This is a genomic window from Arthrobacter sp. Y81 (assembly GCF_002929335.1).
GTDB lineage: Bacteria > Actinomycetota > Actinomycetes > Actinomycetales > Micrococcaceae > Arthrobacter.
In genome coordinates this window covers 1-21,348 of record NZ_PJIL01000033.1, presented here as the reverse complement: position 1 = coordinate 21,348, position 21,348 = coordinate 1, and the positions used below count along the sequence as shown (strand labels likewise).

The following is a 21,348-nucleotide window of genomic DNA, read 5'->3' as shown; positions in this document are numbered from 1 at the left end:
CCCGCCGGAAGGGATGCCGACTACGGCGAGCACCGCGAAATCACCGCCCAAGCCACCGCCGAACTGCTGTCCAATGCGTCCAGCGTCGTCATCACCCCCGGCTACGGCATGGCAGTGGCCCAGGCCCAGTACCCCGTCGCCGAACTCGCCCACAAACTCCGCGAACGCGGGGTGAACGTCCGGTTCGGCATCCACCCCGTTGCCGGCCGTTTACCGGGTCATATGAACGTGCTCCTCGCCGAGGCAAAAGTTCCCTACGACATTGTGCTGGAGATGGACGAAATCAACGAGGACCTTGGCGGTACCTCGGTTGTCCTCGTCATCGGGGCCAACGACACCGTCAACCCCGCCGCGGCCGAGGACCCCTCCAGCCCCATCGCCGGCATGCCCGTGCTCAGGGTATGGGAAGCAGAAAACGTCATCGTGTTCAAACGATCCATGGCCGCCGGCTACGCGGGCGTCCAGAACCCCCTGTTCTTCCGGGACAACTCCCAAATGCTCTTCGGCGATGCTAAACAACGCGTCGAAGACATCCTCAAAGCGTTCTAACAGAGATGGCCTCCTGATGCGTTTCGGCGCCCAGTCCGAGACACGTGAGGGGGCCATTTTGAACGCACCTAAATCAAACACCGCAGAATTTAGGCACCAGAGGTCGTCCGGGGCAAACACAGGCAGCACGCCATCCCATCGAAGGCTGGGATGGCGACATTTCGAGCAATGGATCGATGACCAAAAACACAACTTCTACGACAGGCTAGGCGTCGAAGCCCATGCCGACACCGTGGGATCCCGATTTGCAGCAAACAAGAACGATCGATCACATCCTCCGCCAGCCTCGGGCTTGCGGACACCCCTCAAGGCACGGAGCACCCATGACCTCGTCGACCACGCTGCCAGAAACATCTCAGATCTGGCGACGCAACCTTCTCGTCTGCGCCCTTGGGTCATTCACCACCATCGTCGGCATGACTCTGATCTTGCCGATTCTGCCGCTCTACGTCCGTGATCTCGGCGCGAGCGACGCGGCCGCCGTGACACTGTGGTCGGGGATCGCGTACGCCGCCACCTTCTTCACCGCTGCGCTGACTGCACCGCTCTGGGGCCACCTCGGAGACCGGTTCGGCCGCAAGCCGATGCTGATCCGAGCCAGCCTGGGAATGGCGATCGGCATGTCGCTCATCGGCCTGGCTCAGGACATCACCCAGCTCGTGCTGCTGCGTCTGCTCGCAGGGCTGCTCAGCGGCTACGCGTCTGGCTCAACCATTCTTGTTGCAGCCCAGACCCCTAAAGAGCGCTCGGCGTGGGCCCTCGGTGTCCTGGCCTCCGCCATCATGGCCGGCAACATCGCGGGACCCCTTCTCGGCGGCACACTCGCCCAGGTCATCGGCGTGCAAGGGGCCTTCCTCGCAACGGGTGGCCTGATCTTCATCGCCTTCCTCGGCACTACCATCTTCCTGAAAGAGAACCGGAAGCCGCGTACCAAGACCCCTGCATTGAAGCGCGCCAGCTCGTGGAACGAAGTTCACCACAAGCTGCCCGTGCTCGCCCTGCTCAGCTTGTCGACGCTGCTCATGTTCGCGACCATCTCGGTCGAACCGATCATCACCGAACACATCCGGTCGCTCACCGGCACGACGGACAACGTTGCTATCTATGCGGCTGTCGTATTCGCGCTCACCGCGCTGGGAACCATACTGTCCGGTCCCAGCCTCGGAAAGCTCGCTGATCGGATCGGTCACATGCAGATACTCGCCGTCAGCCTCATCGCCGCCACCGTCCTCCTTGCCGCCCAATCCTTCGCCGCCGACCTGGTGACATTCGCCATCCTCCGGTTCCTGACCGGGATCGCACTCGGAGGAATCACCCCAACCGTCGTCGCCACAATCCGACGTCTCGTTCCGGACACCAGCGTCGGACTCGTGCTCGGCTACAACGTATCCGCCCAGTACATCGGCCAAGTCACCGGCCCCATCCTTGCTGGATGGCTCGGCGGAGTGGCCGGCACTGGCACTGTTTTCCTGGGAACCGCAATCGTGACGGCGCTCAGCCTGGTGACCACCATCGCCATCCGCCGCAACTTCCGGCAGCAACTCGCAGAACCAGCCCCCAGCCAGGGGAAGCTGAGCACATAACCCTTGCAGCATGCTGGGGCATCAATTGTTGATTTCTGATCCCGGAAGCCGTCGACGCGGCCAGGGAGGCCACCTCATCGGCCAATAAGGACTACGAGAACCCGGCCACTTAACAACGCCGCTCCCGCCGGAAGGGATGCCGACTACGGCGAGCACCGCGAAATCACCGCCCAAGCCACCGCCGAACTGCTGTCCAATGCGTCCAGCGTCGTCATCACCCCCGGCTACGGCATGGCAGTGGCCCAGGCCCAGTACCCCGTCGCCGAACTCGCCCACAAACTCCGCGAACGCGGGGTGAACGTCCGGTTCGGCATCCACCCCGTTGCCGGCCGTTTACCGGGTCATATGAACGTGCTCCTCGCCGAGGCAAAAGTTCCCTACGACATTGTGCTGGAGATGGACGAAATCAACGAGGACCTTGGCGGTACCTCGGTTGTCCTCGTCATCGGGGCCAACGACACCGTCAACCCCGCCGCGGCCGAGGACCCCTCCAGCCCCATCGCCGGCATGCCCGTGCTCAGGGTATGGGAAGCAGAAAACGTCATCGTGTTCAAACGATCCATGGCCGCCGGCTACGCGGGCGTCCAGAACCCCCTGTTCTTCCGGGACAACTCCCAAATGCTCTTCGGCGATGCTAAACAACGCGTCGAAGACATCCTCAAAGCGTTCTAACAGAGATGGCCTCCTGATGCGTTTCGGCGCCCAGTCCGAGACACGTGAGGGGGCCATTTTGAACGCACCTAAATCAAACACCGCAGAATTTAGGCACCAGAGGTCGTCCGGGGCAAACACAGGCAGCACGCCATCCCATCGAAGGCTGGGATGGCGACATTTTTAGCGATGGGCCGTGGACCACGGTTCCACATCGCCCTCGTCGACGACAGGCTAGGCGTCGAAGCCCATGCCGACACCGTGGGATCCCGATTTGCAGCAAACAAGAACGACCATACCCTGCGCTACAGCCTCGGGCCGGTCTAGATCTCCTATAGCCTTGGCCACGTACTCCTACGATCCCTGCCAGCCAAAAGTATTCAATTAACTGCCAGACGCGGATGAGGGATTGGAACCGCTCCAGCACACATAGTGTCCCAAGGATTCCTCTGGTGCTTGGGGGGAGAACGGCGTAGCGTCGGTTGGAACGATGAAGGCGGCGGCTGGCGGCGCTGGGTTAAGATGTGGCCCTTGTCTCGGGTCATTTCGTCGAGGAGCCGAAGATGGCTGGATGGAATGCAGACACGGCGGCCGGGCCCTTGGGTGCCGGGACGGTTACTTTGGTGGAGGGCACGTCCTTCTGTATTTCCTTGCCAAACGGGGATATTCACCCCGAATTTCCGCACGGCGTTTTCTTTCAGGACACACGCATCCTGTCCGGCTGGACGCTCACCATTAATGGCCAGCCGCTTGAGTCACTGGCAGCGGAGACGAAGGAGCCGTACCGGGCCTTGTTTCGCGGCCGCGTTGTCAGCTTAGACGGGTCGGCGGACACCCCGTTGATCGTGGAGCGGCTGCGCGAAGTGGGTGCCGGCATTCGGGAACAAATCACCGTTCGGAACTACTCCATGAAGCCCGCCGAGTGCCTGATCTCCCTGAGAATCGCGGCGGATTTCGCGGATCTTTTCGAGGTGAAAGAGGCACGCATCCAGCGGCGCTGGGACGAATCCCGCCAGGCGGACAGTGGTTCGCTGACTATCCGGGCCACATGCCAGAATGCCCGGAAGGGCATCATGGTCGAGGCCGAGGGCGCCGATGTCACTGCCGGGGCCGTGACGTACCGGACGGTTATCGCACCCCACGGCCAATGGACCACGGTACTTCGCGTGGTGCCCCTCGTTGACGGAATCAGCCGCGCGATGTCTCTTCAGGCGGGCTCCGGCGATCTGTCCCCGAGTGACCGGCGCCGGCAGGAATGGGTGGCCAAGATTCCGGTGCTGCAGATGGGAAACCGGTCCATTGAACGCACCCTCCGGCACAGCTACGACGATCTGGGCGCCCTTCGCATCGAAGATCCCAAGCATCAGGACCGCGCCGTGGTGGCTGCCGGAGCACCGTGGTTCATGGCACTATTCGGGCGGGACTCGTTGCTGTCCTCCTTTATGGTTCTGCCGGTCGACGCAACGCTGGCATTGGGCACGCTGCAAACTCTTGCGGAGCGGCAAGGCAGCGTGGTGGATCCGCTGAGCGAGGAGGAACCGGGCAAGATCTTGCATGAGGTCAGGCTCGATGTATCCAGCGGGCTGGCCCTGGGCGGCAAGTCCAACTACTACGGAAGTGTGGACGCGACTCCGTTGTTCGTGATGGTGGTCGGATCCGTTAGCCGCTGGGGATTCGCCGCGGATACCATCGCCGCCCTGCTGCCCCACGCGGACCGCGCGCTCGAGTGGATCCGCGATTACGGGGACAAGGACGGCGACGGGTTCGTCGAGTATGAGCGCCTCAACGACCAGGGGCTGATCAACCAGGGCTGGAAGGACTCCTGGGACGGGATCAACTTTGCCGACGGCACTCTGGCCGAGCCGCCGATCGCGCTCTGCGAGGTGCAAGGCTATGTCTACACCGCATATCTGGCGCGCGCCTGGATGGCGTACGACGCCGGTGACGGGGCGCTAGCGGCCGAGCTCGCGGACCAGGCGGCGCAGCTGAAGAAGCGGTTCAACGAACAGTTCTGGATGCCCGAGCGCGGTTACTACGCCATCGCCTTGGATGGCAAGAAACGGCAGGTCGATGCGTGCGCCTCCAACATGGGCCACTGCCTATGGCACGGCATCGTAGACGACGACAAAGCGCCGCTCGTAGCCGAACGCCTGATGTCTCAGGAAATGTTCAGCGGCTGGGGCGTGCGAACCCTTGCCAGCGACATGGGCGCCTACAATCCCGTGAGCTACCACAACGGCTCGGTCTGGCCACACGATAACGCTCTAATAGCGACCGGTCTGCTGCGCTACGGCTTCGTGGCGGAAGCACAGCGGATCTCCACGGCCCTGCTGGAGGCAGCCGAGCACTCCAACGGCCGGCTGCCGGAACTGTTCTGCGGCTTTGCCCGGGAACAGTTCGCCGCACCCGTCCCCTATCCGACGGCATGCTCACCCCAGGCCTGGGCAGCGACCACACCCATCCACCTGGTCACGAGCCTGATGCGGTACGACGCCCATGTTTCACGCGGTGGCCTATGGATGGATCCCGTGCTTCCGGAGTCCTACGGCGATCTGCACATCACCAACGCGCCCATGGCAGGCGGCAGGATCACGATCGACGTTTCCAGTTCCACCGCATCTGTCCAAGGTCTGCCCCAGGGCATGGTGTTCCATCGCGGGCACCGACCGTGGCTGGCCGAACTCGTGGAGCAAGCCAAACTGCACCCGAAAACGTAGCATTGCCGGGTCCATCTGCGGCTAGTTCATATCAGCCCGCAGGGGACGGCGGTGGAGATGCACGAAGCGAGACGATCGTGCGGCCGATACTTAGCGCCTCACGCGCCTGGACATATGCTCCCTGAGGTGTTCTGCACCCACTCACGTACTTGCAGACTCCGCGGATCGTCGCGTCAGTCTCTGCGCGTGCTCCGGAGGGGCGTCGTCGCACTTTATTTCGCAGCTCGTCTTGAATTGGGTGCTAAAAGTCCAGTTCTCATCAAACCATCCTTAGGAGCTTGACGAGCCAGGACTTTCGGGGACTGCCCGGCTTCCATGGACTCGGACGGTGGGTCAATCCCTGGCCTGCTGCGCTGCCAGGGCCTGACCAGGTTCATTCACTCCTGACTTTTTCGACCTTTTTGAGATTCGATTCGCTTGTCGCCGGACTGGACCCGGGCCGTCCGATTGTGAAGGCGAGCACCGTTGCGGTGACGGCCAGCAGGGCGATCACAGGAGCCGCATAGGTCAGCGCTGCTTCGAGTCCAGCTGTCGTGGCAGTTGCCCCGAGGGAGAGGGCCGTCCCGGCTTGAACGATGTAAGCAATCAGATACATGGCTGAGAGTGTGGCTGCTCTCTGGTGTACCGGCGCATGCGCATTGATGAGGCTGAGACCGCCCAGAAATAGGAGGCTGTATCCGACTCCGAGCGCAGCGGCGGCGAGTAGGAAGAGGGGTAGCGAGTGAAGAGTGGCAGACAGTAGGAGTATGGCCAGACTGACAGTTGAAGCGACTGATCCGACGGCGATGGCTTGGCGGGAGGGCATGCGTCCGGCGGCGATGGCAACCATGCCGATGATGATGAACGATACCGAGATGACGGCCCCCGGGACTAGAGCGTTGTCGGAGCGAACAAGGTCTCGTGCGATCTGGGCGCCCACGGAGAGCATGATTGTTCCCAGTGCGTAGGACGCAAGGACTGCCACTGATGCGGCAGTGAATATGCCGCGCACCTCGATCGGAACGACCACGGCCCTGGGGCGCCATTGTTCCGGAGTATCCCCAACGGTGTGCCGTGGAAGAAACAGGGATGCGACAAATACGGCCAATTCGACCACCAGCAGCAGCCAAAAGGTGACGTACGTGGGCACAGGCGCGAATTCGACCAGGGCATCGCCAACGAGAGTCGCCGGTGCGAGACCTACAGCGGTGGCCGCCGTGGTAATCGAACTCGCCCTATGGTCGCAGCCATTATCCAAGCAGACGGGCGTGCCATCTCCGTTGCTGGTGACGTGGCCGACGAAACTGCAATGTCGGCGGCATTCGATGCCGCCGAGGCCGAGTTCGGCGGCGTGGACGTCGTAGTAAACACGGCCGGCGTCATGGTTTTGGGACCGGTCGCGGAATTCGACCTCGATGCCCTGGACCGCATGCATCGAACAAACATCAGGGGGACTTTCGTCGTCGACCAGCAGGCCGCCCGCCGGGTCAGAACCGGCGGGGCGATCATCAACTTCTCGACCTCAGTAAAGAAGCTTGCCTTTCCCGGCTATGCACCGTACGCGGCAAGCAAAGGCGCCGTGGATGCCATCACGCTCATTCTCGCCCGCGAGCTCCGCGGCCGCGATGTCACCGTGAATGCAGTGGCGCCGGGCCCCACCGCCACCAAGCTGTTTCTGGACGGCAAGGACGACGCGACAATTGAGAATCTCGCCAAGACCACCCCGCTGGAGCGGCTGGGAACACCCAACGACATCGCCGAGTCCGTGGCCTTTCTGGCCGGACCCGCCCGTTGGGTGAACGGCCAAATCATCTACGTCAACGGCGGGGCCATCTGACACTCAATTCGCCACGGTGTACGACCGAACCACTGCCGATCAGCGGCTGCGAGACGTCGCTCAATTACCGCTACTGTAGAGCCGGGGTACCCGAAGCCGGCGCGTGCCTCCGCTTTCACCCGGAAATAGCCGTCGGATGTCCGTCTCATTTAAGCTGGCCCACAAAACCCCGGAATCTGGGGTCGGGCCATGTGGCTGCGGGAGCGTTATGCGTGGTTCCTCAGGTCGAGGACGGGCTGATGGTTTCGAGGCCGGTGAAGGTGGGCAGGGTTTCTTTCTTGTGTCATCCAGCGACGGAGGGTGTCACAGAAGCCTTGGGGAACCCAGCCGTCGGTTATTTGTGAGCCGATCCTTTCCAGGAAGGCTGCCGGATCCGGGGACTTCGGAGCTGATCAGCCGGGACAAGGCCGCGATGCTGGTGTTGCCGCCGGTTCCGCCCGTGACCGGCTTCGCGACCCGGGTCCGGCTTCCGCGGGACTACTACGTTCGGATGGGATCCAACGACTACTCCGTGCATCCGCCGGCGATCGGGAGGTTCGTTGATGTCATCGCGGACCTGGACACCGTCACGATCAGACTGGACGGGCGATGCGTCGGGAACCATCCCCGCTCCTGGGGCACCGGTCTGACGATTACCGATCCCGACCACGTGGAGGCTGCCAGAACATGCGGAGAGCCTTCCAGAAACCTGAACGGGTTCAAGACACGACCGGGCTGCGGGACCTGGCGGACTACGACCGGGCGTTCGGTGTCGTGCTCAATGACGGGTAGGTCGCGTAATGACCGAAGAAAAGGAAACCGCCGGCCAGATCGAGTACTACTCCCGGGCCATGAAGGCACCAAGGATCAGGGAAGCAGCAGCCAGACTCGCGGAGCAGGCACGCGACGGAGGCTGGACCCATGAGGAATACCTCGCCGCGGTCCTGTCCCGGGAAGTCGCCGCCCGCGAAGCCTCCGGAGCCGAGATGCGTGCCCGGGCGGCCGGGTTTCCAGCCCTCAAGTCGCTGGAGGACTTCAGCTTCGACCATCAGCCCGGCCTCAAACGCGACACCATCGCGCATCTGGCCACCGGCGCGTTCCTCACCGAGGCGGCCAACATTGTCCTGCTCGGGCCGCCCGGAACCGCAAAACCCACCTCGCAACCGGTCTGGAGCCTTGTGCGGGCCGCAGTACCACGGTCGAGATGTCCGCGCGGCGGACCGTGACACCCGCCAGTTTCCGTATGACGATTCCTTGTATTCGGTGTTATTTGCTGCCGCTGGGGCCCTCCCCGGTTGAATCCTGCGGTCTGTTGTGCGGCCTGAGAAGCCGCTAAAGCTAGCTGAGAACCAGCAACGACAGACATGCCGGCCGGCCCTGCTCCCGATGCTGCCTCTGCGTCGGCGGGGCCGGTCCCGGCGCCTGCTGTTGCCGCGCCGGTACTTCCGGCGTGACTTTACCGGGCGCTCCCCAGGCCCGGACGGTCCCGTTGAGGCCTGGGGGAGGCTTTGGCGTTGCCGCCGCTGCTTCCGCCTCTGATCCCTGACTGCCCCGGGCGCTGACGCCAGTCTGTGACGGCTGGCTCGGCGGGGTGGGGGATGGATCCATCAAGACGTTGCCGCCGGAACCCGAACCCATGAGCTTGAAGGCCACGGCGTAGACGATGCCGACCGGGGCTTGTAGAGGATGAAGTCGATGGTGCAGCCAACGCAGCTGCGGCCCACCCCGGCTGCATGGCAAAGGCAGAACCCATCGTCGATGGCGCGCGGGGCTTTGTTGTGAGTTTTCGGAAACCTCTTTGTAGTCCAGATTTGACCAGACCGAAACCGTGCAGGAAATGACCTGAAACATCCGACGCGTTTACTTGTATTCAGGAGATGCTCCACTCGGGAGCTCACAAGCGTTGGAGAACGTATGTCTGACTTCGAGTCCACCATTGCGGCCAACATTGAAACGTCGCTGAATGAAATCCAGCATCCCTCGTTGCCCAAGGGAAGCAGTTTGTACGGTTCCACGAAGGTTTTTCCCGACTTCCAGGCAGAAGAAGGGGAATCATACTTTACCTTGGTTCATGGCATCGCCCACGAATCGTCCGTCAGTTTTGTCGCAGTGCTACAAGCGACCCGGGCGTTGCGGAAAGGCTTTGAGTCTGCCCTTTACTTCTACGGCACAGGCGCCCTGAATGTCATGGACACACGGGGTTTCCCCACCACGGGGGACAGTGCCTTCCCTGGGAACCAGAATCTCAATGACTCGATCAAGACCTTCATCAAGGAAGGCGGGAAAGTCTTCGTCTGCCGCTTCGGACTTGCCTTGCATGGTCTGCGAGAAGAGGACGTCATCGCAGGTGTCATCCCTGCACACCCCCTGGATGTCCAGGACGCGCTGATCTATTATAAGCGCAAGGGTGCCATCATCAACTCCACCTACATGGTCTGATCTGTCATGGCGGCCCTAACAACCCGCGTCGACGTAGCGATCTTGGGAATGCGCGTCGACGCGCCGGTATCCCGCCAAGCGGGGGCCGGGCCCAGCGATGACGGCCACGTCATGTTCAACGGCCAGCAGGCTGCCATACCCGTCAACCCGGACAGTCCTTATCTCGCGAAGAACGGCCGGCTGTTTCTGGATGGCGCGGACCTTGGTATGGATGTGGTTCCCGTCAATAGGCCGAAATTTTACGACCTCACCACGGCGGACGGGGTTTCCTACGAAAAAATCGCCAAGCTGCATGGGGCCAAAGTCCTGGCCACGACCGTGGTGCAGACCTGCATCCGGTACGGGGAATCGGAGCGCTGCAGGTTCTGTGCCATCGAAGAGTCTCTGAATGCAGGGGCGACGACGGCGGTCAAGACCCCCGAGCAGCTTGCCGAAGTGGCAGAGGCCGCCGTCCGGCTCGACGGCGTCACCCAGATGGTGATGACCACGGGAACCTCTCGCGGCCCCGACCGCGGCGCACGGTATGTGGCAAAGTGCGTGCGCGCCATCCGAGCCGCCGTTCCAGAATTTCCGATCCAGGTGCAGATCGAACCGCCTGCTGACCTGAGCGTCATCAAGGATCTCTACGATGCGGGAGCCCGCTCGATCGGAATCCACGTTGAGTCCATGGATGACAGAGTACGGGCCAGATGGATGCCAGGCAAAGCAAGTGTGCCGCTGGATGAGTACCGCAGCGCATGGCGCGAGGCCGTGCGCGTCTTCGGACGAAACCAGGTCTCCACCTACCTGCTGGTGGGGATGGGCGAGGACCCTGACGAGATGGTGGCCGGGGCCAAGGAACTCATCGAAATGGGCGTGTATCCCTTTGTCGTTCCGTTCCGCCCACTCAAGGGAACCCTGGCCACGGATGTGGACAAGGTCGGTTCGCCGGACCGCGTCGTCGTGCAGAGAATCACCTACGAGGTCGCAAAAGCCCTGACGGAAGCCAACATGTTTGGCAGTGATCAGGCCGCCGGATGTGCAGCATGCGGTGCTTGCAGCATGCTCCAGACGGCCGGGGCCTGACCATGGTAGCCTCAACAAGCCTGTCCGGTCTCCCCGAACTAACCAGCCGGACATGGCAGGATCTGACCGTCCTCACCGGACCGGCCTCCGCCACCGAACCCCCGCCATTCCTCATCGAACCGGCGGACTGCGAGGCCGATGTCCATGCGTATCGGCGGATCCGGCGGGATGTTTTCGTCGCCGAACAAGGACTCTTCGCCGGCAGTGACAGCGATGATATCGACGACGATCCGCGCACCGTGGTGTTGGTGGCTCGCTCACCCGAAGGCGCGGTGCTCGGCGGGGTGCGCCTAGCCCCGGTCACGCCGGCTGTTGACCTGGGCTGGTGGACCGGCAGCCGGCTAGTGGTTACCAAAGCCGCACGCACGGCTGGCGGAATCGGGGCGGCTCTCGTCAGGGCCGCAAGTGCCTATGCTGAGGAACGCGGTGTGCTCCGGTTTGAAGCCACGGTCCAGGCGCAGAACGAGATCCTGTTCCGCCGGCTCGGCTGGAAGAAACTCCGGGACGTCACCGTGGTGGGTCAGCCGCATGTGCATATGCGGTGGCCGATCAGCCGGATGCAGCGGCATGCCGAACGCGACAAGTCGATGCTCGGCAGACTGTTCGCCTCCGCTCCTGACGCCGGATCCAGCGAACGGCCATCGCCGTTCCTGGGCGGGAAGGCATTTCTGGGGGATGACGGTGCTCCCGTTCCCGGAACAGACGTGGTGGCAGCCTGCGACGCAATTCTGCCTTCCATGGTCGAGCGGGACCCGGAATGGGCCGGATGGTGCGCGGTGCTCGTGAATATGAATGATCTGAGTGCGATGGGGGCGAAGGGCATTGGCCTGCTGGATTCACTTGGCGCCAGGGACGAATCGTTTGCGCGGCGTATCCTGCGGGGGCTCATCATGGCCGCGGAGGCCTGGGCGGTGCCGATTCTTGGTGGCCACACCCAAGTCGGGGTCCCGGCTTCGTTGTCCGTAACTGCCATCGGACGGACCGCCAGGCTCGTGCCGGGCGGCGGGGGACGCCCGGGCCACAGCCTAAGCCTCACCGCAGACACTACGGGACAGTGGCGGCCGGGCTACACAGGCCATCAGTGGGACTCCACCTCTACAAAACCGGGAGCTGAGCTTCGGGAACTGGGCAGGCTCGTCCGGCGCGCAGCCCCGGCAGCGGCAAAAGACATCAGCATGGTGGGCATCGTGGGAACGACCGGGATGCTGGCCGAGGCCAGCGGTTGCGGCGCGATCCTGGACGTTGGCAGCATCCCGCGTCCGGCGTCTGCCACCATGGGCGACTGGCTCAGCTGCTTCCCCGGCTATGCCATGGTCACCGCTGACCGGCCCGGTGAAGGCCGGATGGGCAGCCCGCTCACCGCCACCGCCGAATGCGGCGAACTCGTGGAAGGCGCCGGCGTCCAGCTGCGCTGGCCTGACGGCATGGTCACCGAAGCAATCTCCAATAACGTCACAGGATTAGGAAGTACTCAAGCATGAATCTCACAGTCGGAACGGTGGCCGAGAACTTCGGCCGGGACCTTGAAGAGAACTACGCCACGATTGCCAGGCTCATTGAAGACGCCAGAGCACAAGGCGTCCAGCTCCTTGCTCTGCCGGAGGCCGCCATCGGCGGCTACCTGTCAGCCCTGGGCAACCACGGCGACAAAAAGCTCGCCGCCGATTCGCTCCCCCCGGCGCTCTCACTGGATGGGCCGGAGGTCCGCCGTGTGATCGATATGGCCGGGGACATGGTCATCTGCATCGGCTTCTGCGAGGCAGACGGCGATACCCGCTACAACACCGCTGTTGCCCTCGACGGTTCCGGGATCCTGGGCCATTACCGCAAGGTGCACCAGCCCCTGGGCGAAAACATGTCCTACGCAGCAGGGTCGAGCTACCAGGCCTTCGATACCCCGGTGGGGCGCATCGGCCTGCAGATCTGCTACGACAAAGCCTTTCCCGAAGCCGCGCGCAGCCTGGCCATGGACGGCGCGGAAATCATTGTGAGTCTCTCGGCCTGGCCCACTTCCCGCACCGCCACGGCGGAGAACATCGACGACGACCGGTGGACCAAGCGCTACAACCTGTTCGATCAGGCCCGCGGCCTGGAAAACCAGGTGTTCTTCATAGCGTCGAACCAGGCGGGTACCTTCGGTTCCCTTCGCTATGCCGCAAACGCCAAGGTGGTTGACCCCGGCGGGAACATCATTGCCACCACCGGGCCGGTTGCGGGGCTGGCAGTAGCCACCATCGACGTCGCCGCAGCCCTGGCCACCACCAGGAAGCACATGTTCCATCTGCGCGACCGGCGCCCCGATGCCTATTCGCCCGAAATCGTCAGCGCCCGGGAAGTACTCCATGCCTGAAATGACCTTCACCGTGGAATGGCCTGACGGCTCGCTTCAGGAGTGCTACTCGCCGTCGCTGGTGATGCACGATCACCTGACAACGGGTGAATCCTATTCAGTGGCCGATTTCGTTCACCGCGTTGCCGCTGCCCTGAACGAAGCCTCCCGGCGCGTGCGCGAAAAATATGGATTTGCGTGCACATCCGCCGTAGCCCAGCGGGACGACATCCAGGACCGCGCACAATCCTTCACGTCCTCAGCCGACGATGGTCAACCGGTACCGGCGCCTGCCGGATTAGTCCACGTCCTGGCCATGGAACCGCAACTTCCAGCCGCCGGCACCCAATCGAAAGTTCCGTCTCATGAGTAACTACGAAAACACGGGCGAACATCACGACGTCGTCATCGTCGGAGCCGGCCAGGCAGGCTTGTCACTGAGCTGGCACCTGACACGGTCCGGGGTCGACCACGTCCTGCTGGAGCGTACTGGTGTTGCCTCAGACTGGAAGCAGCGGCGCTGGGACAACTTCACACTTGTAACGCCCAACTGGCAGTGTCAGCTCCCCGGCTACTCCTACTCCGGACCCGCCCCGGACGGATTCATGGGCAGGGACGACGTCTATGCCTTCGTCCGTGACTACGCGGCCTCCTTCAACGCCCCTGTACAGACCGGCGTGGAAGTTACCGAAGTCGTCAGCAAGGCCGACGGCCGCTACCGGATCAACAGCACTGCCGCGGTAATGACCGCAGGGAACGTGGTGATCGCCACCGGCGGCTACCACCGGCCGACGATGCCGGCGGTGGCGCAGAAACTCCACGCTGCCATCAATCAGCTCCATTCAGCGGACTACCGCAATGCCGGGGCATTGCCCGACGGTTCTGTACTGGTGGTCGGATCCGGTCAGTCCGGTGCCCAGATCGCTGAAGACCTGCATCTCGCGGGCCGCCAGGTCCACCTCGCAGTGGGAAGCGCACCCAGGGTGGCCAGGTTCTACCGCGGCCGTGACTGCGTCGCATGGCTGCATGACATGGGCACCTACGACGTTCCCGTTGAGAACCAGCCCGGCGGGCTGACCAAGCGCGAAAAGACCAATCACTACGTCACAGGGCGCGACGGCGGCCGGGACATAGACCTGCGACGGTTCGCCCTCGAGGGGATGAAGCTTTACGGCCGCCTCGATGAGGTTCAGGCGGATTCACTGACTTTCCGGCCAACCCTGGAAGCAGCACTCGACGGCGCTGACCTGGTAGCGGAATCCATCAAGGACATCATCGACAGGTACATTTCGCAGACAGGAATCGAGGCGCCCTTCGAGGACCGTTACGTTCCAGTCTGGAAGCCTGAAGAGGAACTAACGTCACTGGATCTCACGGCGGCCGGCATCACCACTGTGATCTGGGCCGTGGGATTCCAGTCCGACTACAGCTGGGTCAAGGTAGGGACTTTCGACGGCGGCGGTCATCCTTCGCACGTCCGCGGGGTCACGTCCGTACCCGGCCTCTACTTCCTGGGACTGCCATGGCTGCACACTTGGGGCTCCGGCCGCTTTGCCGGCATCGCGAGGGACGCCGCCTACCTGGCCGACGTTATTGTCCAACGCACCACAGCGGAAGATGCGCGGTTTCTGAACAGCGCAGCCAAGCAGCCAGTGACGGCGTAGATTGCACGCATGAGTTCAGTCAGGATCGGTGCAGCGGGGGCGCATTTCGGGCGGGATATCCAGCGCAGCATCGCCAAGGTCGAATCGATCATCAGCGATGCGCGACACCGGGGGGTCGGGCTTCTGGTTCTGCCCGACGCAACCCTCGGCGGGTACCTGGGGGATCTGAGGAATCCGGACCTGCAGTCGCTCCCGCCGTCTGTCCGCTTGGACGGAGCGGAACTGCAACAGCTCCAGTCTGCTGCCCGGGACATGGTGGTGTGCCTCGGACTGACCGAAGAGAACGACGCCAGCGGGCGCCACAACACTGCCGTTTGTATCAGCGGCGACGGGATCCTCGGGGTGCACCGTAAGGTCCATCAGCCTCTTGGCGAGTCCGAGGTGTACGTTGCCGGCCGCACTTTCGAAGCGTTTGATACTCCCATCGGCAGGATGGGCATGATGATCGACTACGACAAGACTTTCCCGGAGGCGGCCCGGTCACTGGCCCTGGACGGTGCTGTTGTCCTTGCCTGCCTCTCCGCCTGGCCCGCCAGCACCACGGACCGCGCCTCACGGTTGCCCAACGACCGGCAGTCCAGACTGTTCGACATCTACGATGCCGCGCGTGCGGCGGAAAACCAGGTAATCCTCGTGTCCTCCAACCAGACGGGGATCACAGGCGGCCTGCGGTTCCTGGGCCAGGCGAAGGTGGTCAGCCCCGGCGGGGAGGTCCTGGCCAGAACGGATTCCAAAGGGGGTCTGGCCGTCGTCGAGCTGGATATTCCTGCGGAGATCGGCCGGTCACGGCGACTGCTTCGTCACCTTGAGGAACGCGTGGTGGAGAGTTACCGAGACACCGCCTCGGCGCACTTCCATGAAATTTCAGAGGAAACGCTTCAATGAGAATTGCCTTGCTGACTTACTCGACCAAGCCCCGCGGCGGAGTGGTGCATACACTCGCGCTGGCGGAGGCGTTGGCCGACCGCGGACACGCTGTGACCCTCTGGACTCTGGGCCGCGGGGGAGACTCCGTGTTCTTCCGGCCCGTGCACCCTTCAGTTTCGGTGCGCGTCGTGCCGTTCGCGGCCAAACCTGACGAAACGGTGGGGGACAGGATCATGCGTTCCATCAGCACTCTCGGGGCGGCCTTCACGGAAGAATACGACGTCGTCCACGCTCAGGACTGCATCAGTGCAAACGCCGTTCCTTGGTGCATCCGGACCATTCATCATCTGGATCACTTCACCACGCCGGAGCTGGCGGACTGTCACGAACAGGCCATCGTCAACCCTGTTGCCCGCATATGCGTCTCCGCGGCAGTGGCGGCCGAAGTCCACTCCGGCTGGGGCTACACGCCGGCCGTTATCCCCAACGGAGTCCACGCAGAACGGTATGTGGAGGCCGCCGGCCGCTCCTCCGCCGCGGTGAACGGAAGAAAGTTCTGGCACGACCAGCACGGCAGATACCTCCTGGCCGTAGGCGGAATAGAGCCCAGAAAAGGCAGCATCGATCTGCTCGTAGCCTACGCCGGGGTTCGAAGCGCCGCGCCTGATGTGCGCCTGATCTTCGCCGGCGGGGAAACGCTGTTCGACTACCGTGACTACCGCCAAGAGTTCGACCGGCTCGCAGCAGAACTGGACATTCCCTATGCGATGCTGGGCGTGGTCGCTGACGATCAGATGCCGTCGCTGATTGCAGCGTCGTCAGCCCTGGCCTTTGTTTCCCTCAAGGAAGGGTTTGGTTTGGCTGCCATGGAAGCACTGGCTGCCGGTGTGCCCGTGATCGCCCGGGACCTGCCCGTCCTGCACGAAGTCCTCGGTGCTGCAGCACTCTACGCCGACGGGCCTGAGGCGATCACCAGAGCCCTCGTCTCGGCGCTGGCGGGGCAGGCACCCGATCCGGAAGTCGGCGTCGCGCTGGCCCGGGGCTACCGGTGGGACGCGGCTGCGGCGCAGCACGAGAACTTCTATCGCCAAGTTCTTGCCGGGCACGCAGCCGGTCCCGACGCCGACCAGCTGACGATATGACGCGCATGAGCATTGGGGAGGCGTTTTCCTGGCTTGCGGAGAAGGACTCGCACAGGATCGCGGTCCGCGACGACGTGCGCCAGTTGACCCGACTGGAGCTGGAAAGCCGGAGTAATCAACTGGCGCGGCTTTACGGCACCTTTGGGGTGACCCAGGACAGCATGGTGGCTGTCTCGCTCTGCAACGGCATCGATTTTGTCCTGACCTGCGTCGCCATCTGGAAGCTTGGCGCAACACCCATGCCGATGTCGCCACGGCTTGCCGCGGACGAGCAGGATGCGCTGCTCGCTCTGGCCAAACCGTCTTTGGCGGTGGTAGCCAGCACGCTGCCCGACAGGTCCATTTCCACGATCGGTCCGCAGGTCAGCCTGGACGGCTTCAGCGATGCTCCGCTGCCGGCGGCGGCGGCCGCGAGCTGGAAGGCCCCCACCACCAGTGGCAGTACCGGCCGCCCCAAGATAGTCCGCGCCACGGCAGGGGCCTGGATCGATCCGGAGGCAGAGGTCGCAGCCTTCATTCCGCGTGACGCCGTTCAACTCGTCGCGGGGCCGCTCTACCATTCGGCTCCCTTTACGTATGCTTTCCGGGGCCTAATGACCGGACACACCCTGATCATCCATCCCCGGTTCAACGAACGCCGTGTCTTGGCGGAAATATCGGAGAGCCGGATCACCTGGACGATGCTTGTCCCCACGATGATGAACCGCATCATGCGCCTTCCTGCCGAAATTCGGCTGACAGCTGATGTGACCAGTCTGCAGTCCATCCTGCATATCGGGGCTCCGTGCCCTCCGGAACTTAAACGCCGTTGGCTGGACTGGCTGGGACCCGATCGCATCATGGAGGTCTATGCCGGTACCGAATCCCAAGGGCTGACAGCCATCTCTGGTTCGGAATGGCAACGGCACCCTGGATCGGTCGGGCGACCCGTCGGCGGAACGAAGATGAAGATCGTGGATGCGGCAGGGAGAGAAGTCGGGCCCGGCAACGTCGGCGAAATCCTGATGACGCGCGTAGGTGGCGTGACCTATGAGTATCTCGGCGGTACCAGCAGGCGACGCGGCAGCTGGGACTCCCTGGGCGACCTGGGATACAGGGATAAAGAAGGATATCTGTATGTGCTGGACCGCATTGACGACTTGGTTATCAGCGGCGGGGTCCACATCTATCCGGCAGAGGTTGAACGGATACTGGAGCAGCATCCGGCAGTCAGGTCCGCAGCGGCGTTCGGGGTCCCTGACCCGGATCTTGGGCAGCGGGTTGAGGCCGTAGTGGACACGGCGAATGCCCGGATCCTCCCCGCGGAGATACTCGCATGGCTGAATGGGCGCTTGGACCCGCAGAAATGGCCACGCCGTGTGCGCTGCGTCAGCCGCCCCGTGCGTGACGACGCCGGGAAAGTAAGGCGCCACCGTCTGGCCCGCACGGCTAGCTCAAGGGAACAACCCCGGAAACTATGATCAGGATTCTGAGAACCTCTCGATGGCTGGGATGAATAAACGTAAGCGCGGCCGGGCCGTGGAACACACGCTTGCGACTTCACCACGTGCGCCCCTTGAGCTGCGGTTGACCGCTATCGCGCCAGCACAATTCCAGCATCATCTAGGGCGGACGGTCGGCATTTCTGGTGCGGCTTGCCAAGGAGCCATAAGCAGAGTGCTTCCGGCCACACAACGAGCGCCCGTCCACGTCGGTTTCATAAAAGCTGACACCTTGGCTACCTGGTCCTGTGTCAGCCTTCCTTGCCTTGCGCGAGCCGCCCCTCACACTAAGGAATCACCATGAACCCGAGCTCCGTCAGCGACGACCGCTTGACTAAGACCGTAGCACCCTACAACGACCCGTACTTGGACACCCTTGCTGAGATCGAACGACGGGTGCTGTGGCTCGCTACATCGATCGTCCACCACGCGAACAGGGTCCGGGCCAACCCCTCGGGCATCAAAGTCGGCGGACATCAAGCTTCCAGCGCGTCAATCGCCACAATCATGACCTCCCTCTGGTTCGGCCAGCTACGTTCTGAAGATCGCGTTTCCGTGAAACCACATGCCTCGCCTGTCCTCCACAGCATCAACTATCTCCTCGGCAGCTTGGAGGAGAAGTACCTCACGACGCTGCGGGAGTTTCAAGGGCTGCAAAGTTATCCGAGCCGTTCAAAAGACCCCGACCCCGTCGATTACTCAACCGGCTCAGTTGGGATTGGGGCCACGGCTCCGCTTTGGGGAGCGATCTCGCGGCGATACACCGAGACTGTGAGCGGTAAGGTGAGTCGAGGACGCCAGTATTCGCTCGTCGGTGATGCTGAACTCGATGAGGGCGCCATCTGGGAAGCGGTGCTCGATTCAAATGTGGCTGAACTGGGCGAAATCGTTTGGATCGTCGATCTCAATCGTCAGTCGCTCGATCGTGTTGTTCCGAATATCGCGGCAGGCAAGATAGAGCGTCTGTTTTCCGCAGCCGGCTGGCAAGTCCTCACAGTACGATTCGGGCGTCTACTCGAGAACCTCATGGCCCTACCGCGTGGGGACGCCTTGCGCAAACGTATTCTCGACATGCCAAACCTCGAATATCAGCGGCTGCTGCGCTGTTCAGCCAAAGAGCTGCGCGAGCGGCTTCCCGGAGTTGGCCCTAGCCGCGAGGCCATCGCCGAACTCATCGCCAAAATTGAAGATGCAACCTTGCTTCACGCCATCAAGAATTTGGGGGGCCACGACCTCTCTGCCCTGCGGGAAGCATACTCCAAGATCGATGACACCAGGCCAACGGTAATCATTGCCTACACAGTCAAAGGTAATGGCCTGCCAACTGAGGGACACCCGCAAAATCACTCCTCCCTCCTCACCGTCCAGCAGTACCGGGAACTTGCGGAACGCCTGGGAGAAGATGCTGATGCCCCCTGGTCCCGCTTCGACCCATCATGCCCCGCAGGGCGACTGGTAACGGCATCGGCTGAAGCGCTTCAACGTAATCATGAGCCGGACGTCCCGCCCCCGGCTGTCCCTGAAGACTTCGGGAGGACACCTGCAGGCACCGCAACCACGCAGGCCGCTCTCGGGCGAGCCCTCCTCGACCTGAGCCGGTTCGCACCCGAAGCAGCCCGTCGCGTCGTGACAGTGAGCCCCGATGTCACTTCGAGCACAAACCTCGCCGGTTGGCTAAACAAGGTCGGAGTGTGGTCGACACAAGAGCGACAAAATTGGTTCGATGACGACCCGGAAACTATCATGCATTGGCGGGAAAAACCAACTGGCCAGCACATTCAACTCGGTATCGCAGAGGCGAATCTCGTCGGTCTGATCGGCGAGCTCGGGTCGACTTGGAGTCGCTGGGGACAGCCGCTGTTCCCGATCGGCGTGCTCTACGACCCTTTCGTTGAACGTGCTCTAGAGCCCTGGTCTTATGGCATCTACGCCGGTGGGCAGTCGATCCTTGTCGGTACCCCTTCGGGCGTCACTCTCGCCCCGGAAGGCGGTGCGCATCAATCAATAAAGACACCGTCCATCGGTCTTGAACAACCGGGTTGCACAAGCTACGAGCCAGCCTTTGCGATAGACACCGAATGGACGCTTCTCACCTCTATGTCACAGCTGGGACGGGTAGACGGCAAGTCCGCGTACCTCAGGTTGTCCACTAAGCCGGTGGATCAGCAGCTCGCAAAGGTGCCGGAGGATCCGGCGGCTCGCGAGCGTCGCCGTCGACAAGTGGTGGCAGGAGGCTACATACTTCGCCCGGCTGAGAGCCCGCGCGCGACACTCGTCGCTATGGGAGCCCTCGTGCCGGATGCTCTGACCGCGGCCGACAGGCTGGCTGCTCAGGGAACTCCCGTTGACGTGGTGTGTGTGACCAGCCCAGGTCTGTTATACGAGGCGTTGCAGGGGCGCAACGGACAACGCAACGCGTCCTCGTGGATCCTGGATCAGGTTCTGCCTCGCGAACGCGCAGTCCCGATGGTGACAGTGCTCGACGGTCATCCCCACACGCTCGCGTTCCTAGCCAGCGTGCAGCAAGTGAAAAGCCGAAACCTAGGCGTAAGCAACTTCGGGCAAGCGGGAGACATCCAGGACGTGTACCGCTACCACGGAATCGACGTGGACAGCATCATACGCACGACGTTGGATCTGATTGCGCAGTAGCGGCGAAACTCCTATGGCGGCATTGCCAGTGTAGGCCCCACGCGTCCCCTGGAAGCCGGCAGGCGGAATTTTTCAAGCTGCCGAGCTGCGGGACGGGAGGTGGTCGGAAACACGCGACACAAGATTCAGGGTAGTCGCATCTAATTCCCTAATTCGAATTACAAACCGTCAGTACGAATCACGCTCGACTGCGCCTGCCATGGGAACCGGGGCTTAAAAACGCGCCGCAAGGCGGTAATTTACGGGTCTGGCAAACGACAGACCTTGACACCGAATACAGAAGTGACGAAACTTACATTCGTAGGGCCGAAGCTCGTTTCGGGTTTTCGGTCGGGCGAGCACCGCGAACGACGAAGTTCATCCCAAGGAGAAAAAGCATGGACGAGACTAAACCGACACTCTTGGTACTGGACG

At 62.6% G+C, this 21,348-nt stretch carries 17 protein-coding genes and 2 pseudogenes; 18 read left to right on the top strand and 1 reads right to left on the bottom strand.

Features of this window, described 5'->3' with window-relative positions; genetic code table 11:
* The 5 genes and pseudogenes from CXQ91_RS23440 to CXQ91_RS23425 all read left to right on the top strand — a co-directional run.
* On the top strand, window positions 1–549 hold a 549-nt coding region (locus tag CXQ91_RS23440; RefSeq protein WP_181039021.1), incomplete at its 5' end, for an NAD(P)(+) transhydrogenase (Re/Si-specific) subunit beta.
* A 221-nt stretch (window positions 550–770) separates the two neighbouring features.
* Window positions 771–2,132 (top strand): MFS transporter, encoded by a 1,362-nt coding sequence (locus CXQ91_RS23435; protein ID WP_308471433.1) that lies wholly within the window; start codon window positions 771–773, stop codon window positions 2,130–2,132.
* Window positions 2,133–2,252: 120 nt separating this feature from the next.
* Window positions 2,253–2,804, top strand: a pseudogene (locus CXQ91_RS23430) (NAD(P)(+) transhydrogenase (Re/Si-specific) subunit beta); the annotation flags it as partial.
* A gap of 168 nt (window positions 2,805–2,972) precedes the next feature.
* Window positions 2,973–3,110, top strand: a complete 138-nt coding sequence (locus CXQ91_RS24940; protein WP_181039020.1) for a hypothetical protein — start codon at window positions 2,973–2,975, stop codon at window positions 3,108–3,110.
* A 236-nt stretch (window positions 3,111–3,346) separates the two neighbouring features.
* Window positions 3,347–5,500 (top strand): glycogen debranching N-terminal domain-containing protein, encoded by a 2,154-nt coding sequence (locus CXQ91_RS23425; protein ID WP_104176255.1) that lies wholly within the window; start codon window positions 3,347–3,349, stop codon window positions 5,498–5,500.
* Between the two features lie 373 nt (window positions 5,501–5,873).
* Here CXQ91_RS23425 and CXQ91_RS23420 read toward each other — a convergent pair whose 3' ends face one another.
* Complete coding sequence (locus CXQ91_RS23420) at window positions 5,874–6,629, bottom strand: hypothetical protein (protein ID WP_181039023.1); 756 nt, start codon at window positions 6,627–6,629, stop codon at window positions 5,874–5,876.
* Window positions 6,630–6,716: 87 nt separating this feature from the next.
* Between CXQ91_RS23420 and CXQ91_RS23415 the strand changes: the two genes are divergently transcribed.
* From CXQ91_RS23415 to CXQ91_RS23355, 13 genes and pseudogenes are all read left to right on the top strand, one after another.
* Window positions 6,717–7,316: an SDR family oxidoreductase gene (locus CXQ91_RS23415; RefSeq protein ID WP_219816597.1), complete on the top strand. Its 600-nt coding sequence runs from the start codon at window positions 6,717–6,719 to the stop codon at window positions 7,314–7,316.
* Between the two features lie 136 nt (window positions 7,317–7,452).
* Window positions 7,453–7,944, top strand: a pseudogene (locus tag CXQ91_RS25865) (hypothetical protein); the annotation flags it as partial.
* A gap of 151 nt (window positions 7,945–8,095) precedes the next feature.
* Complete coding sequence (locus CXQ91_RS23405) at window positions 8,096–8,521, top strand: ATP-binding protein (protein ID WP_308471432.1); 426 nt, start codon at window positions 8,096–8,098, stop codon at window positions 8,519–8,521.
* Window positions 8,522–9,209: 688 nt separating this feature from the next.
* Window positions 9,210–9,734 (top strand): MSMEG_0572/Sll0783 family nitrogen starvation response protein, encoded by a 525-nt coding sequence (locus CXQ91_RS23400; protein WP_104176252.1) that lies wholly within the window; start codon window positions 9,210–9,212, stop codon window positions 9,732–9,734.
* 6 nt (window positions 9,735–9,740) lie between these two features.
* Complete coding sequence (locus CXQ91_RS23395; RefSeq protein ID WP_104176251.1) at window positions 9,741–10,799, top strand: MSMEG_0568 family radical SAM protein; 1,059 nt, start codon at window positions 9,741–9,743, stop codon at window positions 10,797–10,799.
* 2 nt (window positions 10,800–10,801) lie between these two features.
* Window positions 10,802–12,280: an MSMEG_0567/sll0787 family protein gene (locus tag CXQ91_RS23390; RefSeq protein WP_219816595.1), complete on the top strand. Its 1,479-nt coding sequence runs from the start codon at window positions 10,802–10,804 to the stop codon at window positions 12,278–12,280.
* Window positions 12,277–13,149, top strand: a complete 873-nt coding sequence (locus CXQ91_RS23385) for a carbon-nitrogen hydrolase family protein (RefSeq protein ID WP_104176249.1) — start codon at window positions 12,277–12,279, stop codon at window positions 13,147–13,149. Before CXQ91_RS23390 ends, CXQ91_RS23385 begins: the two co-directional genes overlap by 4 nt.
* Window positions 13,142–13,501, top strand: coding sequence for an MSMEG_0570 family nitrogen starvation response protein (locus CXQ91_RS23380; RefSeq protein ID WP_104176248.1), 360 nt, complete (start codon window positions 13,142–13,144; stop codon window positions 13,499–13,501). Before CXQ91_RS23385 ends, CXQ91_RS23380 begins: the two co-directional genes overlap by 8 nt.
* Window positions 13,494–14,792, top strand: a complete 1,299-nt coding sequence (locus CXQ91_RS23375; protein ID WP_104176247.1) for an MSMEG_0569 family flavin-dependent oxidoreductase — start codon at window positions 13,494–13,496, stop codon at window positions 14,790–14,792. Before CXQ91_RS23380 ends, CXQ91_RS23375 begins: the two co-directional genes overlap by 8 nt.
* A 9-nt stretch (window positions 14,793–14,801) precedes the next feature.
* The gene (locus CXQ91_RS23370; protein ID WP_104176246.1) at window positions 14,802–15,677 is read left to right on the top strand and encodes a carbon-nitrogen hydrolase family protein; all 876 of its coding nucleotides are present in this window, start codon (window positions 14,802–14,804) and stop codon (window positions 15,675–15,677) included.
* The gene (locus CXQ91_RS23365) at window positions 15,674–16,801 is read left to right on the top strand and encodes an MSMEG_0565 family glycosyltransferase (protein WP_104176245.1); all 1,128 of its coding nucleotides are present in this window, start codon (window positions 15,674–15,676) and stop codon (window positions 16,799–16,801) included. The genes CXQ91_RS23370 and CXQ91_RS23365 overlap by 4 nt, the downstream gene beginning before the upstream one ends.
* On the top strand, window positions 16,798–18,261 hold the full coding sequence (locus CXQ91_RS23360; protein WP_104176244.1) for an AMP-binding protein: 1,464 nt from the start codon (window positions 16,798–16,800) through the stop codon (window positions 18,259–18,261). Before CXQ91_RS23365 ends, CXQ91_RS23360 begins: the two co-directional genes overlap by 4 nt.
* A 321-nt stretch (window positions 18,262–18,582) precedes the next feature.
* Window positions 18,583–20,934, top strand: coding sequence for a pyruvate dehydrogenase (locus tag CXQ91_RS23355; protein ID WP_104176243.1), 2,352 nt, complete (start codon window positions 18,583–18,585; stop codon window positions 20,932–20,934).
* The last annotated feature ends 414 nt before the right edge of the window (window positions 20,935–21,348 follow it).